General features: G+C 67.6%; 23 protein-coding genes. 2 read left to right on the top strand and 21 right to left on the bottom strand.

The genetic code is table 11. From position 1 onward, the window contains the following. Position 1: 1 nt before the first annotated feature. The 5 genes from AB6806_RS13975 to katG all read right to left on the bottom strand — a co-directional run bounded on the left by AB6806_RS13975 (position 2) and on the right by katG (position 6,544). Positions 2-751 (bottom strand): ABC transporter ATP-binding protein, encoded by a 750-nt coding sequence (locus AB6806_RS13975; RefSeq protein WP_142023338.1) that lies wholly within the window; start codon positions 749-751, stop codon positions 2-4. Next, on the bottom strand, positions 744-1,733 hold the full coding sequence (locus tag AB6806_RS13970; RefSeq protein ID WP_370954778.1) for a branched-chain amino acid ABC transporter permease: 990 nt from the start codon (positions 1,731-1,733) through the stop codon (positions 744-746). The genes AB6806_RS13975 and AB6806_RS13970 overlap by 8 nt, the downstream gene beginning before the upstream one ends. Further along, a complete protein-coding gene (locus tag AB6806_RS13965; RefSeq protein WP_112764760.1) occupies positions 1,730-2,656 on the bottom strand; it encodes a branched-chain amino acid ABC transporter permease in 927 nt (308 codons plus the stop codon). The genes AB6806_RS13970 and AB6806_RS13965 overlap by 4 nt, the downstream gene beginning before the upstream one ends. Before the next feature lie 185 nt (positions 2,657-2,841). Further along, the gene (locus AB6806_RS13960; RefSeq protein ID WP_038357646.1) at positions 2,842-4,014 is read right to left on the bottom strand and encodes an ABC transporter substrate-binding protein; all 1,173 of its coding nucleotides are present in this window, start codon (positions 4,012-4,014) and stop codon (positions 2,842-2,844) included. Between the two features lie 352 nt (positions 4,015-4,366). Continuing rightward, complete coding sequence (gene katG, locus AB6806_RS13955; RefSeq protein WP_142023339.1) at positions 4,367-6,544, bottom strand: catalase/peroxidase HPI; 2,178 nt, start codon at positions 6,542-6,544, stop codon at positions 4,367-4,369. A 323-nt stretch (positions 6,545-6,867) separates the two neighbouring features. Here katG and AB6806_RS13950 point away from each other — a divergent pair, with 323 nt between their 5' ends. After that, positions 6,868-7,776: a hydrogen peroxide-inducible genes activator gene (locus tag AB6806_RS13950; protein ID WP_142023340.1), complete on the top strand. Its 909-nt coding sequence runs from the start codon at positions 6,868-6,870 to the stop codon at positions 7,774-7,776. Here AB6806_RS13950 and AB6806_RS13945 read toward each other — a convergent pair. From AB6806_RS13945 to AB6806_RS13920, 6 genes are read right to left on the bottom strand one after another with little or no spacing between them, the layout of a single operon-like run. Continuing rightward, positions 7,768-8,637: an ABC transporter permease gene (locus AB6806_RS13945; protein ID WP_112764763.1), complete on the bottom strand. Its 870-nt coding sequence runs from the start codon at positions 8,635-8,637 to the stop codon at positions 7,768-7,770. The two genes, AB6806_RS13950 and AB6806_RS13945, sit on opposite strands and share 9 nt — an antisense overlap. Then, positions 8,634-9,578 carry an ABC transporter permease gene (locus AB6806_RS13940; RefSeq protein WP_038357652.1) on the bottom strand — a complete coding sequence of 315 codons (945 nt, stop codon included), beginning with the start codon at positions 9,576-9,578 and terminating at the stop codon, positions 8,634-8,636. Before AB6806_RS13940 ends, AB6806_RS13945 begins: the two co-directional genes overlap by 4 nt. Further along, positions 9,575-10,705 carry an NAD(P)/FAD-dependent oxidoreductase gene (locus tag AB6806_RS13935; RefSeq protein ID WP_142023341.1) on the bottom strand — a complete coding sequence of 377 codons (1,131 nt, stop codon included), beginning with the start codon at positions 10,703-10,705 and terminating at the stop codon, positions 9,575-9,577. The genes AB6806_RS13940 and AB6806_RS13935 overlap by 4 nt, the downstream gene beginning before the upstream one ends. Next, positions 10,702-12,105 (bottom strand): FAD/NAD(P)-dependent oxidoreductase, encoded by a 1,404-nt coding sequence (locus AB6806_RS13930; protein ID WP_370954777.1) that lies wholly within the window; start codon positions 12,103-12,105, stop codon positions 10,702-10,704. Before AB6806_RS13930 ends, AB6806_RS13935 begins: the two co-directional genes overlap by 4 nt. After that, positions 12,102-12,398, bottom strand: a complete 297-nt coding sequence (locus tag AB6806_RS13925) for a (2Fe-2S)-binding protein (RefSeq protein WP_112764767.1) — start codon at positions 12,396-12,398, stop codon at positions 12,102-12,104. Before AB6806_RS13925 ends, AB6806_RS13930 begins: the two co-directional genes overlap by 4 nt. Further along, positions 12,379-13,497: an NAD(P)/FAD-dependent oxidoreductase gene (locus AB6806_RS13920; protein WP_142023343.1), complete on the bottom strand. Its 1,119-nt coding sequence runs from the start codon at positions 13,495-13,497 to the stop codon at positions 12,379-12,381. Before AB6806_RS13920 ends, AB6806_RS13925 begins: the two co-directional genes overlap by 20 nt. Before the next feature lie 92 nt (positions 13,498-13,589). Here AB6806_RS13920 and AB6806_RS13915 point away from each other — a divergent pair, with 92 nt between their 5' ends. After that, complete coding sequence (locus AB6806_RS13915) at positions 13,590-14,507, top strand: LysR substrate-binding domain-containing protein (RefSeq protein WP_142023344.1); 918 nt, start codon at positions 13,590-13,592, stop codon at positions 14,505-14,507. On the opposite strand, the gene AB6806_RS13910 is transcribed toward AB6806_RS13915, so the two are convergent. From AB6806_RS13910 to AB6806_RS13865, 10 genes are all read right to left on the bottom strand, one after another. Continuing rightward, positions 14,494-15,837 (bottom strand): MmgE/PrpD family protein, encoded by a 1,344-nt coding sequence (locus AB6806_RS13910; protein WP_370954776.1) that lies wholly within the window; start codon positions 15,835-15,837, stop codon positions 14,494-14,496. The two genes, AB6806_RS13915 and AB6806_RS13910, sit on opposite strands and share 14 nt — an antisense overlap. A 24-nt stretch (positions 15,838-15,861) precedes the next feature. Beyond that, positions 15,862-17,412 (bottom strand): ABC transporter substrate-binding protein, encoded by a 1,551-nt coding sequence (locus tag AB6806_RS13905; RefSeq protein ID WP_133565823.1) that lies wholly within the window; start codon positions 17,410-17,412, stop codon positions 15,862-15,864. Positions 17,413-17,618: 206 nt separating this feature from the next. Beyond that, positions 17,619-18,563 carry a hydroxymethylbilane synthase gene (hemC, locus tag AB6806_RS13900; RefSeq protein ID WP_112764772.1) on the bottom strand — a complete coding sequence of 315 codons (945 nt, stop codon included), beginning with the start codon at positions 18,561-18,563 and terminating at the stop codon, positions 17,619-17,621. Between the two features lie 139 nt (positions 18,564-18,702). Then, positions 18,703-19,434, bottom strand: coding sequence for an amino acid ABC transporter ATP-binding protein (locus AB6806_RS13895; protein WP_038357780.1), 732 nt, complete (start codon positions 19,432-19,434; stop codon positions 18,703-18,705). Between the two features lie 65 nt (positions 19,435-19,499). After that, positions 19,500-20,144 (bottom strand): amino acid ABC transporter permease, encoded by a 645-nt coding sequence (locus AB6806_RS13890; RefSeq protein ID WP_370954775.1) that lies wholly within the window; start codon positions 20,142-20,144, stop codon positions 19,500-19,502. A gap of 11 nt (positions 20,145-20,155) precedes the next feature. Then, complete coding sequence (locus AB6806_RS13885; RefSeq protein WP_370954774.1) at positions 20,156-20,818, bottom strand: amino acid ABC transporter permease; 663 nt, start codon at positions 20,816-20,818, stop codon at positions 20,156-20,158. Between the two features lie 27 nt (positions 20,819-20,845). Then, on the bottom strand, positions 20,846-21,685 hold the full coding sequence (locus AB6806_RS13880) for an aldo/keto reductase (RefSeq protein WP_051987366.1): 840 nt from the start codon (positions 21,683-21,685) through the stop codon (positions 20,846-20,848). Next, positions 21,682-22,740 carry a Gfo/Idh/MocA family protein gene (locus AB6806_RS13875; RefSeq protein ID WP_370954773.1) on the bottom strand — a complete coding sequence of 353 codons (1,059 nt, stop codon included), beginning with the start codon at positions 22,738-22,740 and terminating at the stop codon, positions 21,682-21,684. The genes AB6806_RS13880 and AB6806_RS13875 overlap by 4 nt, the downstream gene beginning before the upstream one ends. Next, positions 22,737-23,171, bottom strand: a complete 435-nt coding sequence (gene aroQ / locus AB6806_RS13870) for a type II 3-dehydroquinate dehydratase (RefSeq protein ID WP_370954772.1) — start codon at positions 23,169-23,171, stop codon at positions 22,737-22,739. The genes AB6806_RS13875 and aroQ overlap by 4 nt, the downstream gene beginning before the upstream one ends. 93 nt (positions 23,172-23,264) lie before the next feature. Further along, positions 23,265-24,095 (bottom strand): transporter substrate-binding domain-containing protein, encoded by an 831-nt coding sequence (locus AB6806_RS13865; protein ID WP_370954771.1) that lies wholly within the window; start codon positions 24,093-24,095, stop codon positions 23,265-23,267. Positions 24,096-24,131: the final 36 nt, after the last annotated feature.

Below are 24,131 nucleotides of genomic sequence, written 5' to 3'. Positions count from 1 at the left end.
GCTAGACCTCCTCGCCGAGATAGGCCTGCCGCACGGCCGGATCGGCCCGCACTGTCGCCGGCTCGCCCGAGGCGATGACGCCACCATAGACCAGCACCGTGACGCGGTCGGCGAGCGCGAAGACGGCGCTCATATCGTGCTCGACCAGCAGCATGGCGAAGCGGCCCTTAAGGCTCTTCAAAAGCGCGATCAATCGTTCGCCCTCCTCATGCCCGACGCCGGCCAGGGGCTCGTCGAGCAGGATGAGCTTTGGCTTGAGGGTCAGCGCCATCGCGATCTCCAGCGCGCGCTTCTCGCCATGCGAGAGGCTGCCGGCGGGAGCATGGGCGCGCTCGGTCAGGCCGACCGCCTCCAGCGCCTCCCAGGCGGGCGCATTGAGCGCCTCGTCGCGCGCCGCGTCGCGGAAGAGGGAGAGCGGGTGAGCGCTATGCGCCTGCACGCCGAGCGCGACATTCTCCAGCGCCGAAAGCGAGGCGATGGTCGAGGTGATCTGGAAGGTGCGGGCGAGTCCCGCTCGCGCCCGCTTCTGCGGCGGCAGATGGGTGATGTCCGTGCCTCCGAACAGGATCGCGCCGGAATCCGGCCGCAGCGTTCCGGAGATCTGGTGCACCAGCGTCGTCTTGCCCGCGCCATTGGGGCCGATCAGAGCGTGAAGCTCGCCCGGCGCGATCGACAGGTCGACCCCGTCGGTGACCTTGAGCGCGCCGAAGGATTTGGCGAGCCCCTTCAGTGCGAGCGCCGGCTCAGCCATCGCGGCGCCCTCTGAGCTTGGTCATGAGGCCGGCGATGCCGCCCCGGGTGAACAGCACGAAGAGCACGATCAGCGGCCCGAAGATCGCCTTCCAGTTCTGGGTCCACGCCGAAAGCACATCCTCGGCGATCAGGAAGGCCAGCGCCCCGACGATGGCTCCGTGGAGAGAGCCGACGCCGCCGAGCACGACCATGAAGATCAATTCGCCCGAGCGCTGCCAGGACATGAAGGCAGGGCTGACGAAATCGGTCTGGTTGGCGAGCAGGAAGCCGGACAGCCCCGCCATCATGCCGCTGATCACATAGGCGCCGAGCCGGACATGGTCGACATCGTAGCCGGTGACGGTGACGCGCACGGCGTTCTCGCGCGCGGCCCGCAGCACGCGGCCGAAGCGCGAGGCCACCAGCCGCCGCGCCAGCCAGTAGCAGAAGGCCAGCGTGCCGAGCGCGATGTAGTAGAAGCCGGTACGGTTGGCGAAGATTTCCCGGCCCAGCAGCGTGCTCTTCTCGTAGAGCGTCAGCCCGTCATCGCCGCCATAGGCGGAGAGCGCCTGCGCGAAATAGAAGGCCATCTGCCCGAAGGCGAGCGTGATCATGATGAAGGCGACGCCGCGCGTGCGCAGCGAGACGTAGCCGGTCACCGCCGCGAAGGCGGCACAGACGAGCAGGATGGCCGGCAGCGCGATCAGGAGCTCGGTCTGGCCCTCGGTGATCAGGATGCCGGCGCCATAGGCCCCGATCCCGATGAAGGCGGCATGGCCGAAGGAGACGAGGCCGCCGACGCCGAGGATGAGGTCGAGCGAGAGCGCCGCGATGGCGAAGATCATCGCCCGCGTCACCAATGTCAGCCAATGCGCGGGCAGGCCGAGCGCAGTCGCCAGCGGCAGCAGCGCGAGCAGGCCGAGGATGACGAGCGGCGCGAGCCGGCGGGCAGCGGGCAGCGCCGGGCGCCCGATGGCCGCGGATGTCGTGACCGCGCTCACGAGCGCCCCTTGGCCGGCAGCAGCCCCTCGGGCCGCACGAACAGCACCGCCGCCATGACGAGATAGATCAGCATGGAGGAGAGGGCGGCTCCCGTTGCGCGGGCCGAGGCGGGCGCCATGAACAGCCGCAGCAGGTCGTTCATGAAGGAGCGGCCGAGCGTGTCGACCAGCCCGACGATCAGCGCGCCGACAAAGGCGCCGCGGATCGAGCCGATGCCGCCGACGACGATGACGACGAAGGCCAGGATCAGCACCGTGTCGCCCATGCCGGGCTCGACCGAGAGGATCGGCGCCGCCATCGCCCCGGCGAAGCCCGCGAGCATGGTGCCGAAGGCGAAGACGATCATGAACAGCTTGCGGATATCGATGCCGAGCGCCGAGACCATCGGCGCGTTGGAGGCGCCGGCCCGGAGCAGCATGCCGGTGCGCGTCTTCTCGACGACGAACCAGAGCAGCGCGCCGACGCCCAGGCCTGCTCCGATCAGCGCGAAGCGGTAGACGGGATAGAGGATGCCGTCCATCAGCCGGACATTGCCCGACAGGAATTCGGGCACCGGCACGGAAAGCGGCGCCGCGCCCCAGATCATCTTCACCGCCTGGTTGAACAGCAGGATCAGGCCGAAGGTCGCCAGCACCTGGTCGAGATGGTCGCGTTCGTAGAGATGGCGGAAGACGAGGAATTCCAGCACCAGACCCAGCAGCAGCGCGGCGGCGAGCGCAAGCGCGAGTCCGAGCATGAAGGAGCCGGTCAGGCCGACGAAGGTCACGGCGAGATAGGCGCCGAGCATGTACTGGACGCCATGGGCGAGGTTGATGAAGTCCATCACGCCGAAGACCAGCGTCAGCCCGGCCGCGACCAGGAACAGCAGGATGCCGAACTGGAGCCCGTTGAGGAGCTGGACGATCAGGAGGCTTGTGGTCATGGGATCGGTGGCTCGCTCTGCCGTCGCGATCAACCTCGACCGTCATTCCGGGCGTAGCGAAGCGAAGGCCCGGAATCCATCGTAGAGCGCATTCCTTGCAGGACTCTGCCCTTCGATGGATCCTGGATCGGCGTCGCTTCGCGGCTTGTCCGGGATGACGGTGGCGGATGTGGCGCCGAGGCGCCTTATTTCAACCCGCAATCCTTGGCGTGCGGATCGGCGTAGTCGGTGAACACCTTCTCGGCGATCTCGGTCTGGAACTTGCCGTCCGCGCGCTTGGCGACCTTGACGAGATAGAAGTCCTGGATCGGGAAGCCGTTGGTGTTGAACTTGAACTTGCCGCGCAGCGAGGTGAAGTCGGCTTTCTTGATGGCGTCGCGCAGCTTGTCGGCATTGCCGGTGCCGCCGGCCGCCTTCACGGCGGAATCGATCAGCATCGCCGCATCATAGGCCTGCTGGGCGTAGGAGCCCGGCACGATCTTGTAGGCGGCTTCATAGGCCTTCACGAAGTCCTTCGTCTGCGGATTGTCCATGTTGGGCGCCCAGGTCATCCCGCCATAGAGCCCGACCGCCGCATCCTGCTGCGCCGGCAGGGTCGATTCATCGACCGTGAAGGCGGAGAGGAAGGGGATCTTGCCTTGCAGGCCGGCCTGCGACCACTGCTTGACGAAGTTGACACCGAGCCCACCGGGCAGGAAGGCGAAGACGACGTCGGGCTTGGTGGAGGCGATCTTGGCGAGGTCGGCCGAGAAGTCGAGCGCGTTCAGCGGGGCGTAGACCTCATCGACGATCTCGCCCTTGAAGTAGCGCTTGAAGCCGGCGAGCGAGTCCTTACCCGCCTGATAGTTCGGCGCGATGATATAGGCCCGCTTGTAGTTCTGGTCCTGCGCGTATTTGCCGAGGACCTCGTGCACCTGGTCGTTCTGGTAGGAGGTGACGAAGAAGTTCTTGTTGCAGGCCTTGCCCGCCATGGTGGACGGGCCGGCATTCGGGCTGATCAGGAAGGCGCCGGAATCGAGCACGGGCTTGGCGATCGCGCCGAGGATGTTCGAGAAGACCGGGCCGACGACGAAGGTCGGCTTCTCGCTCTCGACGAAGCTGCGCACCCGGTCGACTGCGACGTCGGGCTTCAATTCGTCGTCGATCACGGTGATCTTGACCGGCACGCCGCCGAGCTTGCCGCCATTCTTGTCGACCGCGAGCTGGAAACCGTCGCGGACCTGCTGGCCGAGAGCGGCGCCGGGGCCGGTCAGGACGCTGACCACGCCGATCTTCATCGGTTCCTGCGCCTGGGCCGAGGCCATGGAGAGGGCCAGCGCGCCACAACCGAGCGCGAGTGCGAATTTGAGAGTCGTCATCGATGCCCTCCCGGGACGAACGAGCGAAAAAGGAGGCGCGGCCGGGTTCCCTCGGACTTCTTTGGCTCGCGCCGGAGCATAATGTTTCAAGCTTAAAATATCTGCAAGGGCTGCATGCTGAAATTTCGCGCAGACGGTGCCCGCCGTCCATCCCCGGCCGCGCAAAATCTTTGCCGGCGGGCTGCATCCCCGGGGCGCGTTTGGAAGGCCGGGGCGTTTTCAGGAAAACGCCGTCGTACCGGGGCAAGCCCGGGACGACGGCGCGATCCTGCGAGAGGCCGGTCCGTTCAGCGAATGACGGACCGGTTCGCGTGAGCGCCCGCCCGCAGGATGGCGGCCGGGCGTCGTTGCATCAGGCGATGTCGAAACGGTCGAGATTCATCACCTTCGTCCAGGCCGCCACGAAGTCCTTCACGAACTTCTCCCTGGCGTCCGTGCTGGCATAGACCTCCGCCAGCGCACGCAGGATCGAGTTCGAGCCGAAGACGAGGTCGGCGCGGGTGCCGGTCCATTTCGCGGCGCCGGTCTTGCGATCGGTGCCCTCGAACACGTCCTTGGCCTCGGAGGCGGCCTTCCACTGCGTGCCCATGTCGAGCAGGTTGACGAAGAAGTCGTTCGTCAGCGCGCCCGGCCGGTTGGTCAGCACACCATGCGTCCCGCCATCGGCGTTGATGTTGATCGCGCGCAGGCCACCGATCAGCACCGTCAGCTCCGGCGCGGTCAGCGTCAGCAGCTGTGCCCGGTCGATCAGCGCCACCTCGGCCGGCACCTTCGCCCCGGCCTTCTGGTAGTTGCGGAAGCCGTCCAGGACAGGCTCCATCACCGCGAAGGAATGGATGTCCGTCTGCTCCTGCTTGGCGTCGGTGCGGCCCGGCGTGAACGGCACGCTGACGTCATGGCCGGCGGCCTTCGCCGCCTGCTCGACGCCGACATTCCCGGCCAGCACGATGAGGTCGGCCAGCGAGATTTTCTGGTCGCCGTCGGCCTCCTTGTTGAACTGGCGCCGGATGCCGTCGAGCACCTCGATCACCTTGGCGAGCTGGGCAGGCCGGTTGACCTCCCAGTCCTTCTGGGGGCTGAGCCGGACACGCGCACCGTTGGCGCCGCCGCGCTTGTCGCCGCCGCGGAAGGTCGCGGCCGAGGCCCAGGCCGTGCCGACCAGCTCGGAGACGGTGAGGCCGGAGGCCCGGATCTTCTCCTTGAGGGCGGCGATATCGGCCTCGCCAACCAGCGGATGATCGACGGCCGGCACCACATCCTGCCAGATCAGCTCTTCCTTCGGCACTTCCGGGCCGAGATAGCGCGAGCGCGGGCCGAGATCGCGATGGGTCAGCTTGAACCAGGCGCGGGCGAAGGCTTCCGCGAAGGCCTGCGGGTTCTCCAGGAACCGGCGCGAGATCTTCTCGTAGACCGGGTCGAAGCGCAGCGACAGGTCGGTCGTCAGCATCGTCGGCTTGTGCTTCTTCGACGGGTCATGGGCGTCGGGGATGACCGCCTCGGCATCCTTCGCCTCCCACTGGATGGCGCCGCCGGGGCTGCGGGTCTGAACCCATTCGTATTTGAACAGGTTCTCGAAGAAGTGGTTGCTCCACTGCGCCGGGGTCTGCGTCCAGGTGACCTCGAGGCCGCTGCCGACCGCATCGGCACCATGGCCGGTGCCGTAATTGCTGGCCCAGCCGAGACCCTGCGCCTCCAGCTCGGCGGCTTCGGGATCAGGACCCTTGTGGGATTCCGGCGCAGCGCCATGCGTCTTGCCGAAGGTGTGGCCGCCGCCGATCAGCGCGACGGTCTCCTCGTCGTTCATCGCCATGCGGGCGAAGGTCTCGCGGATGAAATGCGCGGCCGAGACCGGATCGCCATTGGCGCCGGGGCCCTCCGGATTGACGTAGATCAGGCCCATCTCGGTGGCGCTGAGCGGCGCGTCGAATGTGTCGAGCGGGCGATGGGTCAGCCAGGCGGTCTCGGCGCCCCAGTTCACGTCATTGTCGGGCTCCCATGTGTCCTCGCGGCCGCCGGCGAAGCCGAAGGTGCGGAAGCCCATGGTCTCCAGCGCGACATTGCCGGTCAGGATCATCAGGTCGGCCCAGGAGATGGCCTGGCCGTATTTCTGCTTGATCGGCCAGAGCAGGCGGCGCGACTTGTCGATGTTCACATTGTCCGGCCAGCTGTTGAGCGGGGCGAAGCGCTGCTGGCCACGGCCGCCGCCGCCGCGACCGTCCGCGAGGCGGTAGGTGCCGGCGGAGTGCCAGGACATGCGGATGAATTGCGGGCCGTAATGGCCGAAATCGGCCGGCCACCAATCCTGCGATTCGGTCATCAGCTTGCGCAGGTCGTTCTTCAGCGCCTCATAGTCGAGCTTCTCGAACGCCTTGCGGTAGCTGAAGGCCTGATCCAGCGGATCGGACTTGGCCGAGTGCTGGTTCAGCAGGTCGACGGGCAGCTGGCTCGGCCACCAGTCGCGATTCTGCCGGGCGCCGCCGCCATGGGCGACGGGGCATTTGCCCGTGCTGTCTTCAGTCTTCGCGTTCATGTGTCTCTCCGGGCTTGGCTGGGCTGAAGGCATGGTTCCATGACGATCGGAGCCTTGCCCTCGGGGAGCGGCTCCTCCTGTCAGGATCAGTGGGGCGAAAGGGCGTCGGGCGATCGGGGCATCCGAACCGGACGGGCTTGCCGAGCGAAGGCGGGGCACGGCACGCGAGCGGGCCGGCGGAAGCCGGGGGCCGAAACAGCGCTGGCCTTCGCGGTGCGTGGCGGTCGTGACATCTGCTGCACCCCTCTTCGCTGCTAGCCTCTTAGCAAAGCGGTTTCATTATTTTAATTCCGATTTTCTGATTGCATCGATAAGTTGAAATTATGACGAACCTGACACTCAAGCAGCTTCGCTATTTCGAGGCGCTGGCGCGGCACGGTCATTTCGGACGCGCGGCCGAGGCGTGCTCGATCTCGCAGCCGGCCCTGTCGATGCAGATCAAGGTTCTCGAGGGCGAGCTCGGCTCCGATCTCTTCGAGAGAGGCGGGCGCCAGGTTCGCCTGACGCGTTTCGGCGAGGGAATCGCGGAGCGGGCGAGGGAGATCCTGCGCTCGTTCGACGAGCTGGAAGGCTATGCCCGCGCCTCCCGCGGCGGGCAGGTCGCGCGGTTGCGCATCGGCGTGATCCCGACGGTCGCGCCCTATCTGCTGCCGAACCTCATCGGCGATCTCACCCGTCTGCATGGCGGCCTCGACCTCCATGTGCGCGAGACGCTGACGCCGAAGCTGGTCGAGGAATTGAACGAGGGGCGCCTCGACATGGCGATCGTCGCCTTGCCGGTGTCGGAGCCGTCCCTGACCGAGGTCGCGCTCTTCACCGAGAGCTTCGTCCTCCTCCGCCCGCGCGCGGATGACGGGAAGCCCGCCCCGAGCCGCGAGGCGCTGCGCGAGATGAGGCTGCTGCTGCTCGAGGAGGGGCATTGCTTCCGTGATCAGGCCCTCTCCTTCTGCAATACCAGACCGCGTGCCGCGCAGCCGCGTGACCTTTTGGATGCGAGTTCGCTGTCGACGCTGGTCCAGATGGTCGACGCCGGTCTCGGCGTCACCCTGATCCCGGAAATGGCCGTGGCGGTCGAGACGCGCTCGGCTTCCGTCTCCATCGTCCGCTTCGAGGCGCCCCAGCCCTCCCGCACGATCGGCATGGTCTGGCGCAGGACGAGCCCGCTGGCCCCCCAGCTCCGCGAGATATCGGAGGTGGTTCGCCAGTCGGCGAAGCCGTTGCCCTCACCGTGAGCGGGAGCGCGGGTCCGAGGCGTCGCGCAGGGCATCGCCGAGCAGGTTGAGCGCGAGCACCGTTGCCAGGATCGCGAGGCTCGGAAAGACCGCGAGCCACCAGGCGTCCAGGATGTTCTCGAAGCCTTCCCGGATCATGCCACCCCAGGTCGCTGCCGGTGGCGGCACACCGAGCCCGATGAAGCTCAGCGAGGCTTCCGTGCGGATCGCCGATGCCAGCCAGAGCGAGCTCATCACCACCACATCCGACAGCATGTTGGGCAGGATGTGCCGCGTCATGATCCGGAACGGCCCGCAGCCATAGGAGCGGCTCGCCTCGACGAAGTCGCGCTGGCGCAGCGTGATCGTCGGGGCGCGGGCCACGCGGGCGAAGGGCGCGATCTCGGTGACCGCGATGGCGATGATCAGGTTCTCCAGGCTCGCCCCCAGCATCGCCGCGATCATCAGGCCGAGCAGCAGGGTCGGGAACGCCAGCAGCACGTCGAGCACACCCATGACGAGCTGGTCGAAGAGGCCGCCGATATAGCCGGCGATGACGCCGATCGCCGTGCCGATCAGCATGGCGATGAGGATCGCGACGAAGCCGACGAAGAGCGAGATGCGCGCCCCGTAGATCAGGCGCGAGAGCACGTCGCGGCCATAGGAATCGGTGCCGAGCCAGAACTCGGCCGAAGGCGGCTCCAGCCGCGCGACGATGTTCTGCTCGAGCGGATCGTGCGGCGCGAGCCAGGGCGCGAAAACCGCGACGAAGACGATCAGGCCGAGCAGGACGAGGCCGATCCAGGCGAGCTTGTTCTGGCTGAAGGCGAGCCAGAGGCCGCCCGGCCGAATCTCGATGGTCGTGGAGGCGACGGCGCTCATGTGTATTTCACCCTCGGATCGACGAGGCCATAGGCCATGTCCGTCACGGTGTTCACGATGATCACGCAGATGGCGAAGATGATCATCAGCCCCTGCAGCAGCGTGTAGTCGCGGGCGTTGAGCGCGCCGATGATCAGCTTGCCCAGGCCCGGCCGGTTGAAGATGATCTCGGTCAGCACCGAATTGCCGATCAGCGTGCCGAAATAGAGCCCGACCACCGTGATGATCGGGATCAGGCTGTTGCGCAGCGCATGGGTGACGACGAGCCGGGTCGGGCTCACCCCCTTGGCGCGGGCGGTGCGGATATAGTCCTCGGTGAGGACGCCGAGCATCGCCGCACGCGTCACCCGCATCACATAGGCCGTCATGATGATGCCGAGATTGAGCGCCGGCAGCGCCAGCGCGCGCAGGCGCTCCGTCAGGTCGCCCGAGCCGCTGGTATTGCCCAGCACCGGGAACCAGCCGAGCTGGATGGCGAAGACGATCAGCATCAGGATGCCGGAGACGAAGGCCGGGAAGGAGAGCCCGACCAGCGAGACGACGCGCGCGACATAGTCGATCCAGCCATTGCGGCTGAGCGCGGCGGCGACGCCGAGCGGCAGGCCGAAGACGAGGCCGATGGCGACGGCGGCGACCGTCAGTTCGATGGTCGAGGGCAGGACGAGCAGCACCTCCTGGATGACGCTGCGGCCGCTGCTCAGGGACTGGCCGAGATCGCCGGTGAGCACCTTGCCGATGAAGGCGAGGTACTGGACATGGACCGGCTGGTCGAGGCCGAGCTTCTCGCGCAGCGCCGCGAGCGAGGCGGCGCTCGCCTGATCGCCGAGGATGACGGAAGCGGCATCGCCCGGCACGAGCCTGACCAGCACGAAGATCGCCGTCAGCATCACGAACAGCGTGGGAATGGCGAGCAGGAGGCGCCTGACAACGAAGCTCGTCATGCCGCGGCCCTTTCCTGCATCAGGCGTTGCGGCGCGAAGGCCGCGATCTCGCGCCGGGTGTGGCCTTCGACGACGAGCTCGGCCAGGATCGAGCCGACGACCGGGACGAGCTGGAAGCCGTGCCCGGAGAAGCCGAAGGCATGGAAGAGGCCGGGCGCATTCGGCGAGGCGCCGATCACCGGCAGGCGGTCGCGCGTCTGCGCCTCGATTCCGGTCCAGCAACGGGCGATGCGGACCCCGTGCACGGCCGGGAAGAGATCGCTCGACGCGCGCGCGCCCTTGGCCAGCTCGCTGAAATTCACCGTGCTGCTTTCCCGGTCGAGATCGGCCGCGCCTTGCAGGCCGCCGCCGATCACCAGCGTGCCCTGGTCCGACTGCTTGAAGGAGAGCGCCCGGCCGACCACGCTGACCACGGGGGCGAGCAGCGGCGCGAGGCGCTCGGTCACGATCATCATCGAGGCGCGCACGCCGAGCGCGATGTCGTCGCCGAACAAGGCCGCCAGCCGAGCCGCCCAGGCGCCGCTCGCATTGACCACGACCGGCGCGCGGAAGCGGCGATCGCCGCAGGCGAGCAGCCAGTCCGGGCCCTGCCGGTCGACCGCCTCGACGCCGCAGCCCTCGGCGATGACGACGCCCTCGGCCTCGCAGGCACGGCGGAAGGCGAGGATGGTCCGGTGCGGATCGGCCGCGCCGTCGCGTCGCGCGACCAGCGCGCCGACGCAATGCGGGCTCAGCGCCGGCACGAGGCGGCGCAGCTCCTTCGCATCGACCAGCTCCTCATGACTATGCCCGAGCGCGCGCATCTTCGCCTCGCGCTGGAGCAGGGCCGGCATATGCTCGTCGCGTTCCGCGACATTGACCTGGCCACGGGCGTGAAAGCCGCAATCGTCGCCGACGATCTCGGCGATGCGATGCCACATCGCCATGGCCTCGAGCGAGATCGGCACCTCCGCGATGTCGCGGTTGAGGGTGCGCACCCCGGCAGCCGTGGCGCCCGAGGCGTGCCGGCCCGTCCAGCGCCGCTCGATCACCGTGACGCGGCGGCCGGCGCGGGCCAGATGCAGCGCGGCGGACAGGCCGTGCAGCCCGCCCCCCACCACCGCGACATCGAAGGCCTCGATGCTCATGCCGCCGGCTCCTGCTCGTCGAGGCTGGCGAGTTCGCCGAGCGTCACGGGCTTCAAGGGCGGCCGGATCCGGTAGAAGCCGACCTCCTCGACAGGTCGGTTCTGAACCGCCGCGACGATATGGGCCATGGTGTAGCCGCATTGCCGCCCCTGGCAGGGGCCCATGCCGGCGCGGGTGAAGGCCTTGAGCTGGTTCGGCCCGGGCCGCCCCTGCGCAGCGCGGATGCGCAATTCGCCGGCCGTGACCTCCTCGCAGCGGCACACCAGCGTCTCGTCGGCGGGCGCGAAGACCTGCGGCCGCGGCGCGTAGAGAGCATCGAGGAAAGGCCGCAGCGCGAGCGCGCGTGACAGCGCGGCTTGCTCCGTGCGCGCGGCGGCCTCGGCCGCATCGTCCCGCAGCTTTCCGAGCTTGGTGGCGACACGCAGCGCCGCGAGCTGCCCACGCGGCTCGGCCGCCTCGGCCCCGCCGATGCCGGCGCCGTCGCCGGCGACGAAGACGTTTGCCTGAGAGGTTTCGCCCCAGGTGTCGAGCACGGGGATCTGGCAATGCTGGCCGGCATCCCATCTGACCGCGCAGCCCAGCGCGAGCGGGGCATGGATATTGGGCACAACGCCCTCATGGACGAGCAGCACCTCGGCGGCGACATCGCCTTCCCGGCCGTCCTGCGTGCGGTAATGCAGGCTTTCGAGACGCCCGTCGCCTTCGGCACGCAGCTCCGCGACATGGCGGATGATCGGGAAGCCGGCCCGTTTCAGCGCCAGCGACCAGGACAGGCCCTTGACGAGGTCGCCGAAGCGTCCGAGCCCCTGCGGCAGATGGCGCAGCGCAGCGCCGACCCGTCCGCGCGGCGTGGTGTCGAGGAAGCCGGCGATCTTGCCGCCCGCCGCCAGAAGCTGCGTCATGTAGAGCAGTGGCAGCGGCCCGCAGCCGGCGATCCAGACCGGCTTGTTCGGGACGGAATCGGCGGTCTTCAGCAGGATCTGCGCCGCGCCGACCGTCAGCACGCCCGGCAGCGTCCAGCCCGGGAAGGGCACCGGGCGCTCCTGCGCGCCGGTGGCGAGGATGATCGCCTCGGCCGTCACGCTGCGCGCCCGGCCGTCGCGGGTCAGGAAGGCGCGAAACCCCGGCTCGATCTGCCAGAGCTGGCTCTGCGGCTCGTAGAGGGCGCCGCAGGCGCGGAAGGCGGCGGCGCGGTCGACGCCGGCGCGATAGGCTTCTCCCAGCCGCGCCAGGCGCGGCGTCGCAGCGACAGTCTCGATGGCGCGCCAGATCTGGCCGCCGGGCGCCGACTGATCGTCGACCACCCGCACGGACAAGCCATGGCGGCGGGCTGTCACGGCAGCGGCCATGCCGGCCGGCCCCGCGCCGACGATCAGGAGATCGGTGTGTTGATCGCTCATGCCGAGAGGCTCCGGCGTCCCTGCTGGCGGGTCACGGACATCCCGTCCCGCACCGGGGTCAGGCAGCTCTGCACGGAGCCCTGGCCATCGACCTCGACGAGGCATTCGAAACAGACGCCCATCATGCAATAAGGCGCGCGGCGGCTTTCCGAGACCGGCGTGGTCCGGTTCCAGCCTTCGGGCTGGCGCAGCAGCACGGCGGCGACGCTCTCTCCGGCTTCGGCCCGGACCGGGCGCCCGTCGATATGGACCGTGACGGCGGACGGCCCTGGATCATGCAGCTTGCGGAACATCGAAGCGTCTCTGGTGGAAGGGAGAAAAGGTTTCGGGGAGCGAACCGGCCGTGATCGCCTCGGCGAGGGGATCGGCGTGGAAGGCCGCGAGCGTCACGCCGGAATGACAGAGCGCGACGAAGGCGCCGGGATGGCTCTCCGATTGCGCGTAGATCGGGTAGCCGTCGGGCGTCATGATCCGCAGGCCCGCCCATTGCCGGACGAGCCCGACATGCGCGAGCGCGGGAATGGTCCGGACCGTCTTGCGGCTCAGCGAGGAGGCGGCTTCGGTGGTGGTCGAGGCATCGAAGCCGACCTCGTCCTTGGTCGCACCGATCATTACCGTGCCTTCCGCGGTCTGGCGCAGGCCGCTGGCGGGCAGGGGCAGGAAGGGGGCGAGCCGCTCGGTGACGAGCACCTGGCCCCGTTCCGGATGCACCGGCACGTCGAGCCCGACCTGCCGGCCGAGAGCCACCGAGCCGAGCCCGGCGGCGATGACGATGCGCGGCGCCGTCAATGTCTCGCCGTCGAGCACGAGACGGAAATCCGCACCGGCCCGCTCGATCCGCTCGACGCGGGCGCGATGGCGGATGCTGCCGCCGAGGCGGACCAGCCCGCCATGCAGCGCCGCCAGAAGCCGCAGCGGATTGGCGTGGCCGTCATGCCGGCCGAAGCTCGCGCCCGTCACGTCGGGACCGAGCCCGGCCTTGGGCAGCAGGCGCTCCAGCGCCGGACGGTCGAGCATCTCCCAGTCCGGCTCGCCGTCGCCGCGCTGGTTGTGCAGGCGCATCAGGTCGAGGCGGCGCTTCTCGAAGGCCTCCTCCCCGAGGCAGAAGGCGAGGCCGCCATTCTGCTCGTAAGCGAGATCGCCGCCCGTCTCGGCTTCGAGCGCATCGGAAAAGCCGCGCCATAGCGCGATGCTCCGGCGTGTCAGGGCCTGATAGGCCGGCATGCCGAGCCCCTTGCCCTGCAGCCAGACCAGGCCGAAATTGGCGCGGGCCGCGCGGAAGTCGCCATCGTCGCCGTCGAGCAGCAGCACGTTCTGGCGCCGCTTCGCCAGGCCGTAGGCGATGGCTGCCCCGACCGTTCCCCCTCCGATGACGACGATGTCAGGCCGCATGTGAATTTCCCTTGCCGGCTGAGACGTTAGGGAGCCATCTTGTATTTCGTCAAAGTCGTTTTTTGCTGGTTCCTATTCTTCAGGGTTATGCGATGGTTCGGCGGCTCAACCTGCGTCAGGTCGAAGCCTTCAAGGCGGTCATCGAATACGGCACGGTGAGCCGCGCTGCCGAGATGATGAACATCTCGCAGCCCGCGATGAGCAAGCTGATCGCCCATCTCGAGGCCGATACGGGCTTGCAGCTCTTCGATCGGGTGAAGGGGCGGCTGGCGCCGTCGCGGCGCGGCATGCGGCTCTATGAGGAGATCGACCGCATCTTCGCGGGCGTGCGCCAGGTCGAGAATGCGGTGGAGGCCATCCGCCGCGACGAGCAGAGCCGGCTCCTGATCGGCGTCATGCCGGCGCTGTCGGGCTCCTTCATCCAGGAAGCGACCTCGCGCTTCCTGGAGGCGCAGCCCGGGGTGTTCTGTTCGGTGCAGTCGCGCAGCTCGCAATGGATCGCGGACGGGCTCGTCACCCGCAAGCTCGATGTCGGGCTGATCGTCGCGCCGATCGACAATCCCTATATCGTGGCGGAGCCGCTCATGGCGCATCCGGTCGTCTGCATCCTGCCGCTCGACCATCCGCTCGCGGCGCGGGAGGTGATCACGCCTCGCGACCTCGAAGGCGTTCCCTTCGTCTCCTTCGATCCCGAAAGCCATACCAGCCGGAGCATCGGCCGGGTCCTGGATGCCCATGGCGTCGTGCCGAACATCGTCATGGTGGCGAACGTCTCGCCCACGCTCTGCGAATTCGTCGCCGCGGGAACGGGCGTCTCGCTGGTGCATCCGCTGATCGTCGGCGGATTGCGTGACAAGCTTGCCATCCGGCGCTTCGAGCCGGGCGTTCAGCTCCATTTCCAGCTCTGCCGCATCCGCGACAGCCGCAACGCCCGGCTGGTCGATGCCTTTCTGCGGGGTGCGCGCGAGGTGGCGGCCGAGATTTCGCAGACGATCCTTACGCCGGGCTGAGCCTCAGGGTCGCGAAGGCCTGCAGCAGCGGAGCGTGATCGCCGTCGCGCAGGCGGCGAAGCGCGGCAAGCAACATCTGTCGTTGCGCCGATGTGGCGACGAGCCGGCAGGCCCGTTCCAGCTTGGCCTCGAGATCGGCCCAGGACGGCGGATCCGAGGCTTCGCCGCGCGGCGCGGTGACGGGCGAGGCGAAGGAGCGTCCCTCGATGTGGATGGTGACGCGGGACAGCGTCTGCGCCGGAAAGCGGGCGTCGAGTGCGGGGTCGAGACTCAGCGAGACCTTTTCCGCGAGGGCGACGATCTCGGGCCGGTCGACGGCCGTTTCCGTCAGCGGCAGCAGCGCCTCCGGCCCGTCGATCGCGAGCAGGGCGAGGCAATAGGGAATCGAGAACTGGATATCGGTGAAGCTCTGGGGCCGTGGCCGGTTCGCCAGACGCAGGGCGCCGCTATAGGTCGCGACCTCGATGGCCTTGATGCGGCGCGGGTCGATGCGGTTTTCGGCGAGGAGGTCCAGCAGTGCCTCGGCCGGCGCATGGACATGCCGGCAGCAGGCATGGAACTTCATGTAGTTGCGCGCGATGTAATGCTGTCGGCCAAGACCCTCCGCCAGCCCTTCGAGCAAAAAATGCTCGTCATTGTCGAGGAGCGCCAGAGGGCCGGTATGTCCCGCCTCGGCCAGCAGCAGCGCGTTCGCGGCCGTCACGCTCGACCAGGGAATGCCTTCCTTGACGTCGCTGCCTTCCTGCACGCGAAAGGCGGGCCCCGCCCCGGCATGGAGCTGGTTGGGCGCGCTAATGCCGGCGATGGCAAAACCATGCGCGAGTTGCTCCGCCGGCGTGCGCCTCAGGAAGCCGAGGGCCGCGACAACGCCGTAGCCCGACCACATCCCGGTATTGGCATAGAAGCGTCGCGCCGCGCCGACCGCGACGCCGACCTCGTAGCCGACGACGATCGCCTGCAGCAGCTCGTCCGTCGTGGCCCCTGCCTCCTGTGCCGCTGCGAAGGCGGCCGGGATGATCGCGGCTCCGGGATGGCCGCGCGCGATCCGGTGCCCGTCGTCGAGATCGAGTGCGGCGGAAGCCGAGGCATTGCACCAGATCGCGCCGGCAAGGCCTGAGCTCTGCCCCGTGAACCAGACGGGCAGGGCGCCGCCGGCCATGGTCACCCGCGCGACCTGCCGAACCGCGCGCGGGCCTGGCGCCGCGATGCCGGCGGCCGCGGCCGCCACGAGATCGAGCACGCTGCGGCAGGCCGCCTCCCGCAGTTCCGCCGTCAGGGGCTCGCGGCGGGCGGCGCCGATAGAGGCCGCGAGGTGTCGCACGATCTCCACGGCGGAGCTCCCGGCTCGGACGCCTCAGCGCGGCTTCAGCGTGGTGGCTTCGGTGATCGGCGGGGCGAGGTTCATCGCGCCCTTGAGTTCGTAGCCGAGATCGAGCCGGTCGCTGCGCGCCCAGACCTGCCGCAGCTCGAAGAGCGGGATGGCGCAGACATCCTCCATGATCTTGCGCTGCGCCTCCTTCCACAGGGCCTTCTGCGTGTCGGCATCCGGCGCGGTGCGTGCTTCCTCGATCTCCTTGTCGGCGACCTTGCAGTGCGAGAAATTGGTCGCGGCGGTTGGCGTGCCCACCGTCGCCCGCGAATGGAAGAACTCGCTGAGATAGGTGTCGGCGATGGGGAAGCGCGCCGCGCCGTAGAAGACCAGGCCGCTCAGGTCCTTGCGCGTCTGGCTCTGATAGGTGGCGTGGTCGACGACCTGCATCTCGAGCTTGATCCCGGCCTTGGCGAGCTGCGCCTGGATGATCTCCATGATCGGCTGCTGCGCCGAGATGTTCGAGACGATGGCCTTGATCGTCACGCCGTCCTTGTGGCCGGCCTCGGCGAGCAGTTCCTTGGCCTTGGCGAGATTGAAGTCGTAGCGGACCGAGCAGTCCTCGCCGAGATAGCCGGGCGGCACGATCGAGCAGCCCTTGGGGCCGACATCCTTGCCGACATAGCGCACGAGATCGTCGACATTGACCGCGGCGGCGATGGCGCGGCGCACGCGGATGTCGTCCAGCGGCGGCTGGCTCTGGTTGAGGTGCAGCAGCCGGTATTCGCCGGGCCGGAAGATCTCGACATTGAAGCCCGCACGCTTGCGGGCGGAATCGACCCAGCGCTGCTCGCGCTTGGCATAGATCAGATCGACCTCGCCGGAGGTGAAGGCGAGCTCGCGGGCGCTGTCGGAGGGGATGGCGCGGATCACGATGCTGTCGATCTTCGGCTTGCCGCGGAAATAGTTCGGGTTGGCGGCGAGCTTGACGTATTGCTGGGTCACCTGCTCGACATAGGTGAAGGGGCCGGTGCCGACGGGATTCGTGCCGAATTTGTCGCCCAGCTCCTCGGCCGCCTTGCGGCTGACGATGTTGCCGCCATGGTAGTTCGTGACGCGGCCGAGGAAATTGACGTCCGTATATTTCAGCGTGACCCGAACCGTGAGGTCGTCGAGCTTCTCGACCTTTTCGATCGCCGCGAAATCCGAGGAGAAGGTCGAGCGCTTGGGGTCGGCCGAGCGCTGCAACGAATAGACGACATCGTCCGCCGAGAGCGTGCCCCAGTCGCCATGGAACTTGACCCCCTGGCGGAGATGGAAGGTCCAGACCTTGCCGTCCGGCGACTGCTCCCAGCGCTCGGCCAGATCCGGCTCGATATCCTTCGGATCGGCGCTCCCGGGCTTGAAGCGGACGAGGCCGTTATACATCCAGCCGATCACGGTCTTGTCGCTGGTGGAGCTGGCGCGGTGCGCATCGAGCGTCGAGACGTTGCCGTCCCCGGCGACGCGCAGCACGGTCTCCTGGGCCATGCCCGCGACCGGCAGGCAGGCGGCGAGCACCAGGCCGGCGAGCCCGACGACAGAGTTCCTGATCATGCAATCCCCTCGACTTTGTTTCTTGGCTCCAGTCTGGGCGCTGCGATCCCAGGCTGTCCAAGTCGAAATCGGGTGGGGCGTATTCTGATTGGTTATGGAAGAGGGGGCTCGCGGCAGCCGCCATCGACAGCATCACGCGGATGGCGCGATATCGCGAGGTTCGAAAAGGCTGCGATGCCGATGGCCGGACGGGCCTGCGGGTCGTGTCAGGACTTGAACAGCTTGAAGTGGCTGTTGAATTCCCGGTAGCTGGTTTCCAGGATCCTGGTGCCGCCTTGTGTCTTCAGCGTCTCGCCGGTCGCCACGCCGAGATCGGCCGCTGTCTCCGCCGGCCCTTCCTCGGTGGCGATGATGCGCTCCTGCCCGTCGAGCGAGGTGACCTGAGCCTGCAGCGTCAGCCGGCCGTCCTTCCAGTTGGCGCAGGCCCCGACCGGCAGGCTGCAGCCTGCTCCCAGCGTATGCATCATGGCGCGCTCGGCATCGACTTCGGCGCGCGTCTGCGGGCACTGGATGGCCTGCAGCACCTTGAGGATGTCGCTGTCCTGCGCGCGCGCCTCGATGCCGAGGGCGCCCTGGCCGACGGCATAGGGGAAGGCATGGGGATCGAGCGTCTCGGTCGTCGCATCGGCGAGGCCGAGGCGCCTCAGGCCGGCCTCGGCGAGAATCACGGCATCGAGGGCGTCGTCCCCCTCGATCTTGGCCAGCCGGGGGCCGACATTCCCGCGGATCGGCACGACCGTCACGTCCGGCCGCAGGCTCAGGATCTGCGCGCGCCGGCGCAAGGAGCCGGTGCCGACCCGTGCGCCGGGACGCAGGCTTTCCAGCGTCGCGCCGCAGAGAGCGTCGCGCGGATCTTCGCGCTTGGGCACGGCGGCGAGCACGAGCCCGTCGCGCAGGGTCGTCGGCAGGTCCTTCAGGGAATGGACGACGAAGTCCACCTCGTTGCGAAGAAGCTGCTCCTCATGCTCGGTCGTGAAGACGCCGACCATGCGAAACTGGTGGAATTCCGACACCCTGTCGCGATCGGCGACGGTCGAAGCCGATCGGATCTCGAATTCGATCTCCGGGAATGCCGCCTTGATCAGACCGATGACGAAGTTGGTCTGAGCCATCGCCAGCGGGCTTCGGCGGGTGCCGACTCGAAGCAACATTTGTTCTTTCCGAATTCAGGTAGCGGACTGCCCAATGTGACCGGGGCTGTAACATCGCTCACCCGGCGCGCCTAGTGCCGCCATGCGGGAACGAGCCGCGACTGAATGCGGGCAGGCCGCCAATGTCCGGCGCATCTGCTCAATGATGCGCGAGGATTTCCCCGAGAAAGGCACGTGAGCGCTCGTGTCGCGGGTTCGAGAAGAACGCGTCCGGCGCGTTCTCCTCGACGATCTCGCCATCGGCCATGAAGATCACGCGGTCGGCCACCTGGCGCGCGAAGCCCATTTCATGGGTGACGCAGATCATGGTCATGCCGTCGCGCGCCAGGGACACCATCGTGTCCAGCACTTCCTTGACCATTTCCGGATCGAGTGCCGAGGTCGGCTCGTCGAACAGCATGGCCTTGGGCTCCATGCACAAGGCGCGCGCGATCGCGACGCGCTGCTGCTGGCCGCCGGAGAGCTGGGCCGGGTATTTCGCCGCCTGGTCGCCGATGCGCACCCGCTCCAGGTACTTCCGGGCCGTCTCTTCCGCCTCGGCGCGCGAGAGCTTGCGCACCCGCATCGGCGCGAGGATGCAGTTTTCCAGCACCGTCTTGTGCGGAAACAGGTTGAACTGCTGGAACACCATGCCGACCTCGCGGCGTACGGCATCGACGGCGTCCTGGCTGTCGCTCAGCCGGTGGCCTGCCACCACGATCTCTCCGCTCGCGATCGGTTCGAGATGGTTGATGCAGCGGATCAGCGTCGACTTGCCCGAGCCGGAGGGGCCGCAAAGCACGATCTTCTCGCCCTTGGTGACCGAGAAGTCGATGCCTTTGAGGGCATGGAACGGGCCGTAGAATTTCTCGACCTGCCGCATCTCGATCATCGGAGCGGCGGTTTCTTGGGCGGCACGGCTGGTGCTGTCATGGGTCCGGGTCACGTCGATCTCCCTCATTTTGCCGTCCCGGCCGCCATTCGCTGCTCGAGCCTGCGGCCCCAGAGCGAGAGCGGCCAGCACATGGCGCAGTACAGCGCGCCCACCACGCCGAAGACGAGCAAGGGCTTGTAGATCTGGTTGGAAACGATGGTGCCGGCCCTGGTCAATTCGATGAAGCCGACGATCGCGGCGAGCGACGTCCCCTTCAGCAATTGCACGAGGAAGCCGACGGTCGCCGGCAGCGAGAGCTTGAAGGCCTGCGGCATGACGACGTCGACCATCCGGCTCCAGCCGGGCAGGCCGAGCGCATTGGCGGCCTCGCTCTGGCCTGACGGCACGGCCTGGATCGCGCCGCGCCAGATCTCGCCGAGGAAGGCCGAGGCATGCGCCGTCAGCGCGACCGAGACGGCGGCCCAGGCCGGGAAGTTGAAGCCGAGCAGCGGCAGGCCGAAATAGGCGACGAAGAGCTGCATCAGCAGCGGCGTGCCCTGGAACACCCCGATCCAGCAGATCATCGGAATCCGCAGCCAGGGCGAAGGCGAAACCCTGAGCACCGCGACGACGATGCCGAACAGGATGCCGCCGACGAAGCCGATGACGGTGAGGAACAAGGTCCAGAGCAGGCCTTGCAGCAGATAGGTCAGTTCCTGGATGCCCATGTCCTGCCTCCTCAGCGCTGCGGATAGCTGAAGGCCCAGCGACCCAGCGCCGCGAGCAGCCACATCGTCACGAGCGAGATCACCAGATAGATCGAGGTCAGCGTGAAATAGACCTCGAAGCTGCGGAAGGTTTCCGCCTCGATGCGCTGGCCGACCGAGGTCAGTTCATAGGCGGAGATCGAGGTGCAGATCGCCGTGGTCAGCGTCAGCAGGATGAACTGGCTGGCGAGCGACGGGTAGATCGCGCGCAGCGCCGGGATGAGCACGATCAGCCGGAAGACCTCATGCTTGTGCAGGCCGAGCGCCAGGCCGGCTTCCGTCTGCCCCTTCGGGATGCTCTCGACGCCGCCGCGGATGATCTCGATCGCATAGGCGCCGCCATTGACGCCGAGCGCCAGGATGGCCGTGACCGTCGGATTCAGGCGGACGCCCGCGAGCGGCAGCGCGAAGAACAGAAAGAAGATCTGCACCAGAAACGGCGTGTTGCGGATGATCTCGACGAAGAGCGTCACCAGCAGCGAGGGGATCCGCATCTGCATCCGCAGGATGACCACGCCCATGACACCGACGACCATGGCGATGACCATGCCGGAAAAGGCCAGGAACAAGGTTCCCAGCGCTCCGAACAGCAGCGATTTCCAGGCGTCGGCCACGACGCTGAAGTCGAGAGTCATCGTTCTTCCCTTGCGGTGCGCTTTGTCTCAGTCATCCCAGGCGGGCGCCCACTCGAAGCTGGAATAGCGCTGGCCGCGCGCAAGCCCGTGGATCGCAGCCATGTCTTCCGGCGACAGCTCGAAATCGAAGATCTCGAGATTGGCCCGCATGTTCTCGGGCTTGGACGAGCGCGGGATCGCGCCGACGCCATCCTGCTGGACCAGCCAGCGCAGCGTCACCTGTCCCGCCGACTTCCCGTATTTGCGGCCGAGCGCATTGAGCAGATCGTTGTCGAAGACCTTGCCGCGCGCGATCGGCTGGTAGGCGTTCAGCAGCATGCCGGCGCGCCGCATCCGGGCCAGCAGCTTCTCCTGCGACAGGAAGGGGTGATACTCGACCTGATTGCAGAACAATTCGGCCTTGTGGATCTCCAGCGCCTCGTCGAGCAGCGCGACTGGGAAGTTGCTGACGCCGATCAATCGCGTGCGTCCCTTCCGCTTCTCCTCGGCGAAGGCTGCCAGCGTCTCAGCCAGCGGAACATCCTTCGCCGGCCAGTGGACGAGCAGCAGGTCGACCTGGTCGAGCCCGAGCCGGTCGAGGCTTTCGTCGACGCGGCGATGGACGGTCTCCGGTGCGAGGTCGTTGAACCAGATCTTGGTCGTGACGAAGAGCTCGCCGCGCGGTACGCCGGAGGCGCGGATCGCCCGCCCGACCTCGGCCTCGTTGCCATAGCGGATCGCCGTATCGATCTGCCGGTAGCCGAGATCGATCGCGGTACGGATCGCCGCCTCGCCGGCAGGGCCGGTGATCTCGAAGGTTCCGAACCCCAGAGCCGGAATGACCTCGCCCTGGATCGTCTTGGTCGTGGCTGCGATCGTGCCGGTCATGGGGCTGTTCCTCCTTGTGCGAGCATCTCCGCCAGCGTGACCGTGCGGTCTTCGCGGGCGGCAAGATCGACCGCGAGCGTCGCGGCCAGCGTGGCCATGCCGTCCCGGGCGGTGATCAACGGCTGCTGCTCCCGCCTGACGACGGCGGCGAAATGGGTAAGCTGGGCGACATAGGTCGGCAGGCCGGCAGCGCCGCGGTAATGTCGCGCCAGCGGGTGCTGCCAGTGTTCGTCGTCGCGCTCGTGACGCCACAGATACATGTCCGAGACCGACAGGGCAGCCTTGCGCCCGGCCAGGAACAGGCAAGGCTCCGGCTGCGTGGGATGGTAGAGCGCCTGGCCGGAGCTGTATTCCCAGGCCCAGGGGCTGACGGCGTTGTCGGAGATGATGAAGCTGCCCAGCGCGCCATTGGCGAAGCGGATCGAGAGGCTCGCTCCATCCTCGACCGCGAAGCCGCGCGCATGGGAGGTGAAGGCGCGGATGCTGTCGATCTCGCCGACCAGATGGCGCAGGATGTCGATGTCGTGGATCAGGTTGATGAGCAGCACGCCCCCGCCGGCGCTCTTCCGCCAGGCGACGTCGAAATAGTTGGCCGGCTTGTCGAACAGCGTCATGCCGTTGACGGCGACGATGTCGCCGAGCTCGCCGGCCGCGATCGCCTGCTTCGCCGCGCGGATGTCGGGGCTGTGGCGGCGTTGATGGCCGACCAGCACCGGCACGCCGGTGCGTTCGGACGCCTCGACGATCCGGGCGGCGGAAGCGATGCTTTCCGCAACGGGCTTCTCGATCAGGCAGGCGATGCCGCGTTCGATGCAGGCCAGCGCTGCCGGGGCGTGGAGCTGGTTCGGCAGCGCGATGATCGCGCCGTCTGGGCGCAACTCGTCGAGCATGGCGACATAGTCGGACCGGTACGGCACCGACAGCCGCTCGGCCAGCTTCGCGGCCTCAGGGGAGGGGTCGCAGATGGCGGCGATGGCGATGTCGGGATGCGACGCCATCAGGTCCGCGTGCTCGCGGCCGATGAGGCCCGCTCCAAGCAGGGCGATGCGGATCATCGCGTCATCTCCGCCATGGCGCGCAATGCGAGCCGATAACCATAGGCGCCGAGCCCGGCGATCACGGCGGTGGCCGTCTTCGAGACCAGCGAGTTGTGGTAGATCGCCTCGCGCTGATGGATGTTCGAGATGTGCAGTTCGATCTTCGGGCGATCGAACATCTTGAGCGCGTCGAGTATGGCGATCGAGGTGAAGGTATAGCCCGCCGGATTGATGATGATGCCGGCGGCATCCTTCCGCGCGGCATGGACCGCCTCGATGATCTCACCCTCGAAATTCGACTGGCGGAAGTCGATGGCAAGACCGAGCTCGGCCGCGTCGGCCTCGCACCAGCCCCGGATCTCGTCGAGGGTGGTGCGGCCGTAGATCTCAGGCTCGCGCTGGCCGAGCAGATTGAGGTTCGGCCCGTTCAGGATGAAGATCGTTCGCATGGCGGTTCCTGGCGAGATCGGCAGCCGGCCGCGGCCGCATGGATGCGGTCGCGCCTCGTCTCAAGGGGGTCGGGTGGCGCTCGGTGCGGCCCGTCACTTCACGGTGAAGGGCACGCCCTCGACGGCAGCCGGGAAGCTCGGCAGGGGCTGGGCCAGCCATTTCTCGCTGATCTTCGCGAGTCGGCCATCGGCCGCGACCTTGTCGATGAACTGGTTGAGCCAGGCATTGATCTCGGCATCGCCGAGCTTGGTGCAGATGCCCTGCCATTGCTCGTTGAAGACCAGCTTCTGCTCGTAGTCGTTGCCGGGCGAGGCCCTGTCGAGATTGATCTTGTAGGTCGTGTTGCCGCCGATCGCATCGACCTGGCCGGAGACCAGGGCCTGCATCGTCGAGCTGTCGTCGTCGAAGCGGCGGATATTGGGGATGTCGCCGAGCAGCGTCGTGATCGACTTGTCCTGCGCGGCGCCGCGCGGCACGCCGATGCGCAGGTTACGGGCATCCTCGATGGTCTCGATCTTGTTCTTCTTGCTGGAGAGCAGGATGATCTTCAGGCCCGAATAGGGCTTCGAGAACTGCACGGCCTTGGCGCGGTCGGGATACATGCCCATCACGGCCATCTGCAGATCGACCTTGTTGGTCAGCAGGTTGGGAATGCGGGCGGCCACGGCGTTCGGCACGAACTCGACCTTGACGCCGAGCTCCTCGCCGATCAGCCGGCCCACATCGACGTCGTAGCCGATGTTCTGGCCGCTCGCGTCGATCGAGCCCCAGGGAGCCTGCTCGCCCATCACGCCGATGCGGATGACGCCCGCCTTCTTGATCTTTTCGAGCGACTGGGCGTCGGCCTGCGCGGTGGCGCCGACGAAGCCGAGCCCTGCCACCAAGGCAAATGCGGCGGCGCGAAGTGAAGAAACGCCCAACATGAATCCTCCTCTGATGTGCTGATATGTCGCCGGCTT

This window comes from Allobosea sp. RCC_152_1, from assembly GCF_041360765.1.
In the GTDB taxonomy this organism is placed as follows: domain Bacteria; phylum Pseudomonadota; class Alphaproteobacteria; order Rhizobiales; family Beijerinckiaceae; genus Allobosea; species Allobosea spartocytisi.
This window is presented reverse-complemented; position numbering and strand designations above follow the sequence as displayed.

Bases quoted from the DNA above. Each gene is read 5' to 3' on its own strand.
- AB6806_RS13975 (WP_142023338.1), bottom strand. From the start codon at position 751: ATGGCTGAGCCGGCGCTCGCACTGAAGGGGCTCGCCAAATCCTTCGGC.
- AB6806_RS13965 (WP_112764760.1), bottom strand. From the start codon at position 2,656: ATGACCACAAGCCTCCTGATCGTCCAGCTCCTCAACGGGCTCCAGTTC.
- AB6806_RS13960 (WP_038357646.1), bottom strand. From the start codon at position 4,014: ATGACGACTCTCAAATTCGCACTCGCGCTCGGTTGTGGCGCGCTGGCC.
- katG (WP_142023339.1), bottom strand. From the start codon at position 6,544: ATGAACGCGAAGACTGAAGACAGCACGGGCAAATGCCCCGTCGCCCAT.
- AB6806_RS13950 (WP_142023340.1), top strand. From the start codon at position 6,868: ATGACGAACCTGACACTCAAGCAGCTTCGCTATTTCGAGGCGCTGGCG.
- AB6806_RS13945 (WP_112764763.1), bottom strand. From the start codon at position 8,637: ATGAGCGCCGTCGCCTCCACGACCATCGAGATTCGGCCGGGCGGCCTC.
- AB6806_RS13940 (WP_038357652.1), bottom strand. From the start codon at position 9,578: ATGACGAGCTTCGTTGTCAGGCGCCTCCTGCTCGCCATTCCCACGCTG.
- AB6806_RS13935 (WP_142023341.1), bottom strand. From the start codon at position 10,705: ATGAGCATCGAGGCCTTCGATGTCGCGGTGGTGGGGGGCGGGCTGCAC.
- AB6806_RS13930 (WP_370954777.1), bottom strand. From the start codon at position 12,105: ATGAGCGATCAACACACCGATCTCCTGATCGTCGGCGCGGGGCCGGCC.
- AB6806_RS13925 (WP_112764767.1), bottom strand. From the start codon at position 12,398: ATGTTCCGCAAGCTGCATGATCCAGGGCCGTCCGCCGTCACGGTCCAT.
- AB6806_RS13920 (WP_142023343.1), bottom strand. From the start codon at position 13,497: ATGCGGCCTGACATCGTCGTCATCGGAGGGGGAACGGTCGGGGCAGCC.
- AB6806_RS13915 (WP_142023344.1), top strand. From the start codon at position 13,590: ATGGTTCGGCGGCTCAACCTGCGTCAGGTCGAAGCCTTCAAGGCGGTC.
- AB6806_RS13905 (WP_133565823.1), bottom strand. From the start codon at position 17,412: ATGATCAGGAACTCTGTCGTCGGGCTCGCCGGCCTGGTGCTCGCCGCC.
- hemC (WP_112764772.1), bottom strand. From the start codon at position 18,563: ATGTTGCTTCGAGTCGGCACCCGCCGAAGCCCGCTGGCGATGGCTCAG.
- AB6806_RS13895 (WP_038357780.1), bottom strand. From the start codon at position 19,434: ATGATCGAGATGCGGCAGGTCGAGAAATTCTACGGCCCGTTCCATGCC.
- AB6806_RS13890 (WP_370954775.1), bottom strand. From the start codon at position 20,144: ATGGGCATCCAGGAACTGACCTATCTGCTGCAAGGCCTGCTCTGGACC.
- AB6806_RS13885 (WP_370954774.1), bottom strand. From the start codon at position 20,818: ATGACTCTCGACTTCAGCGTCGTGGCCGACGCCTGGAAATCGCTGCTG.
- AB6806_RS13880 (WP_051987366.1), bottom strand. From the start codon at position 21,685: ATGACCGGCACGATCGCAGCCACGACCAAGACGATCCAGGGCGAGGTC.
- AB6806_RS13875 (WP_370954773.1), bottom strand. From the start codon at position 22,740: ATGATCCGCATCGCCCTGCTTGGAGCGGGCCTCATCGGCCGCGAGCAC.
- aroQ (WP_370954772.1), bottom strand. From the start codon at position 23,171: ATGCGAACGATCTTCATCCTGAACGGGCCGAACCTCAATCTGCTCGGC.
- AB6806_RS13865 (WP_370954771.1), bottom strand. From the start codon at position 24,095: ATGTTGGGCGTTTCTTCACTTCGCGCCGCCGCATTTGCCTTGGTGGCA.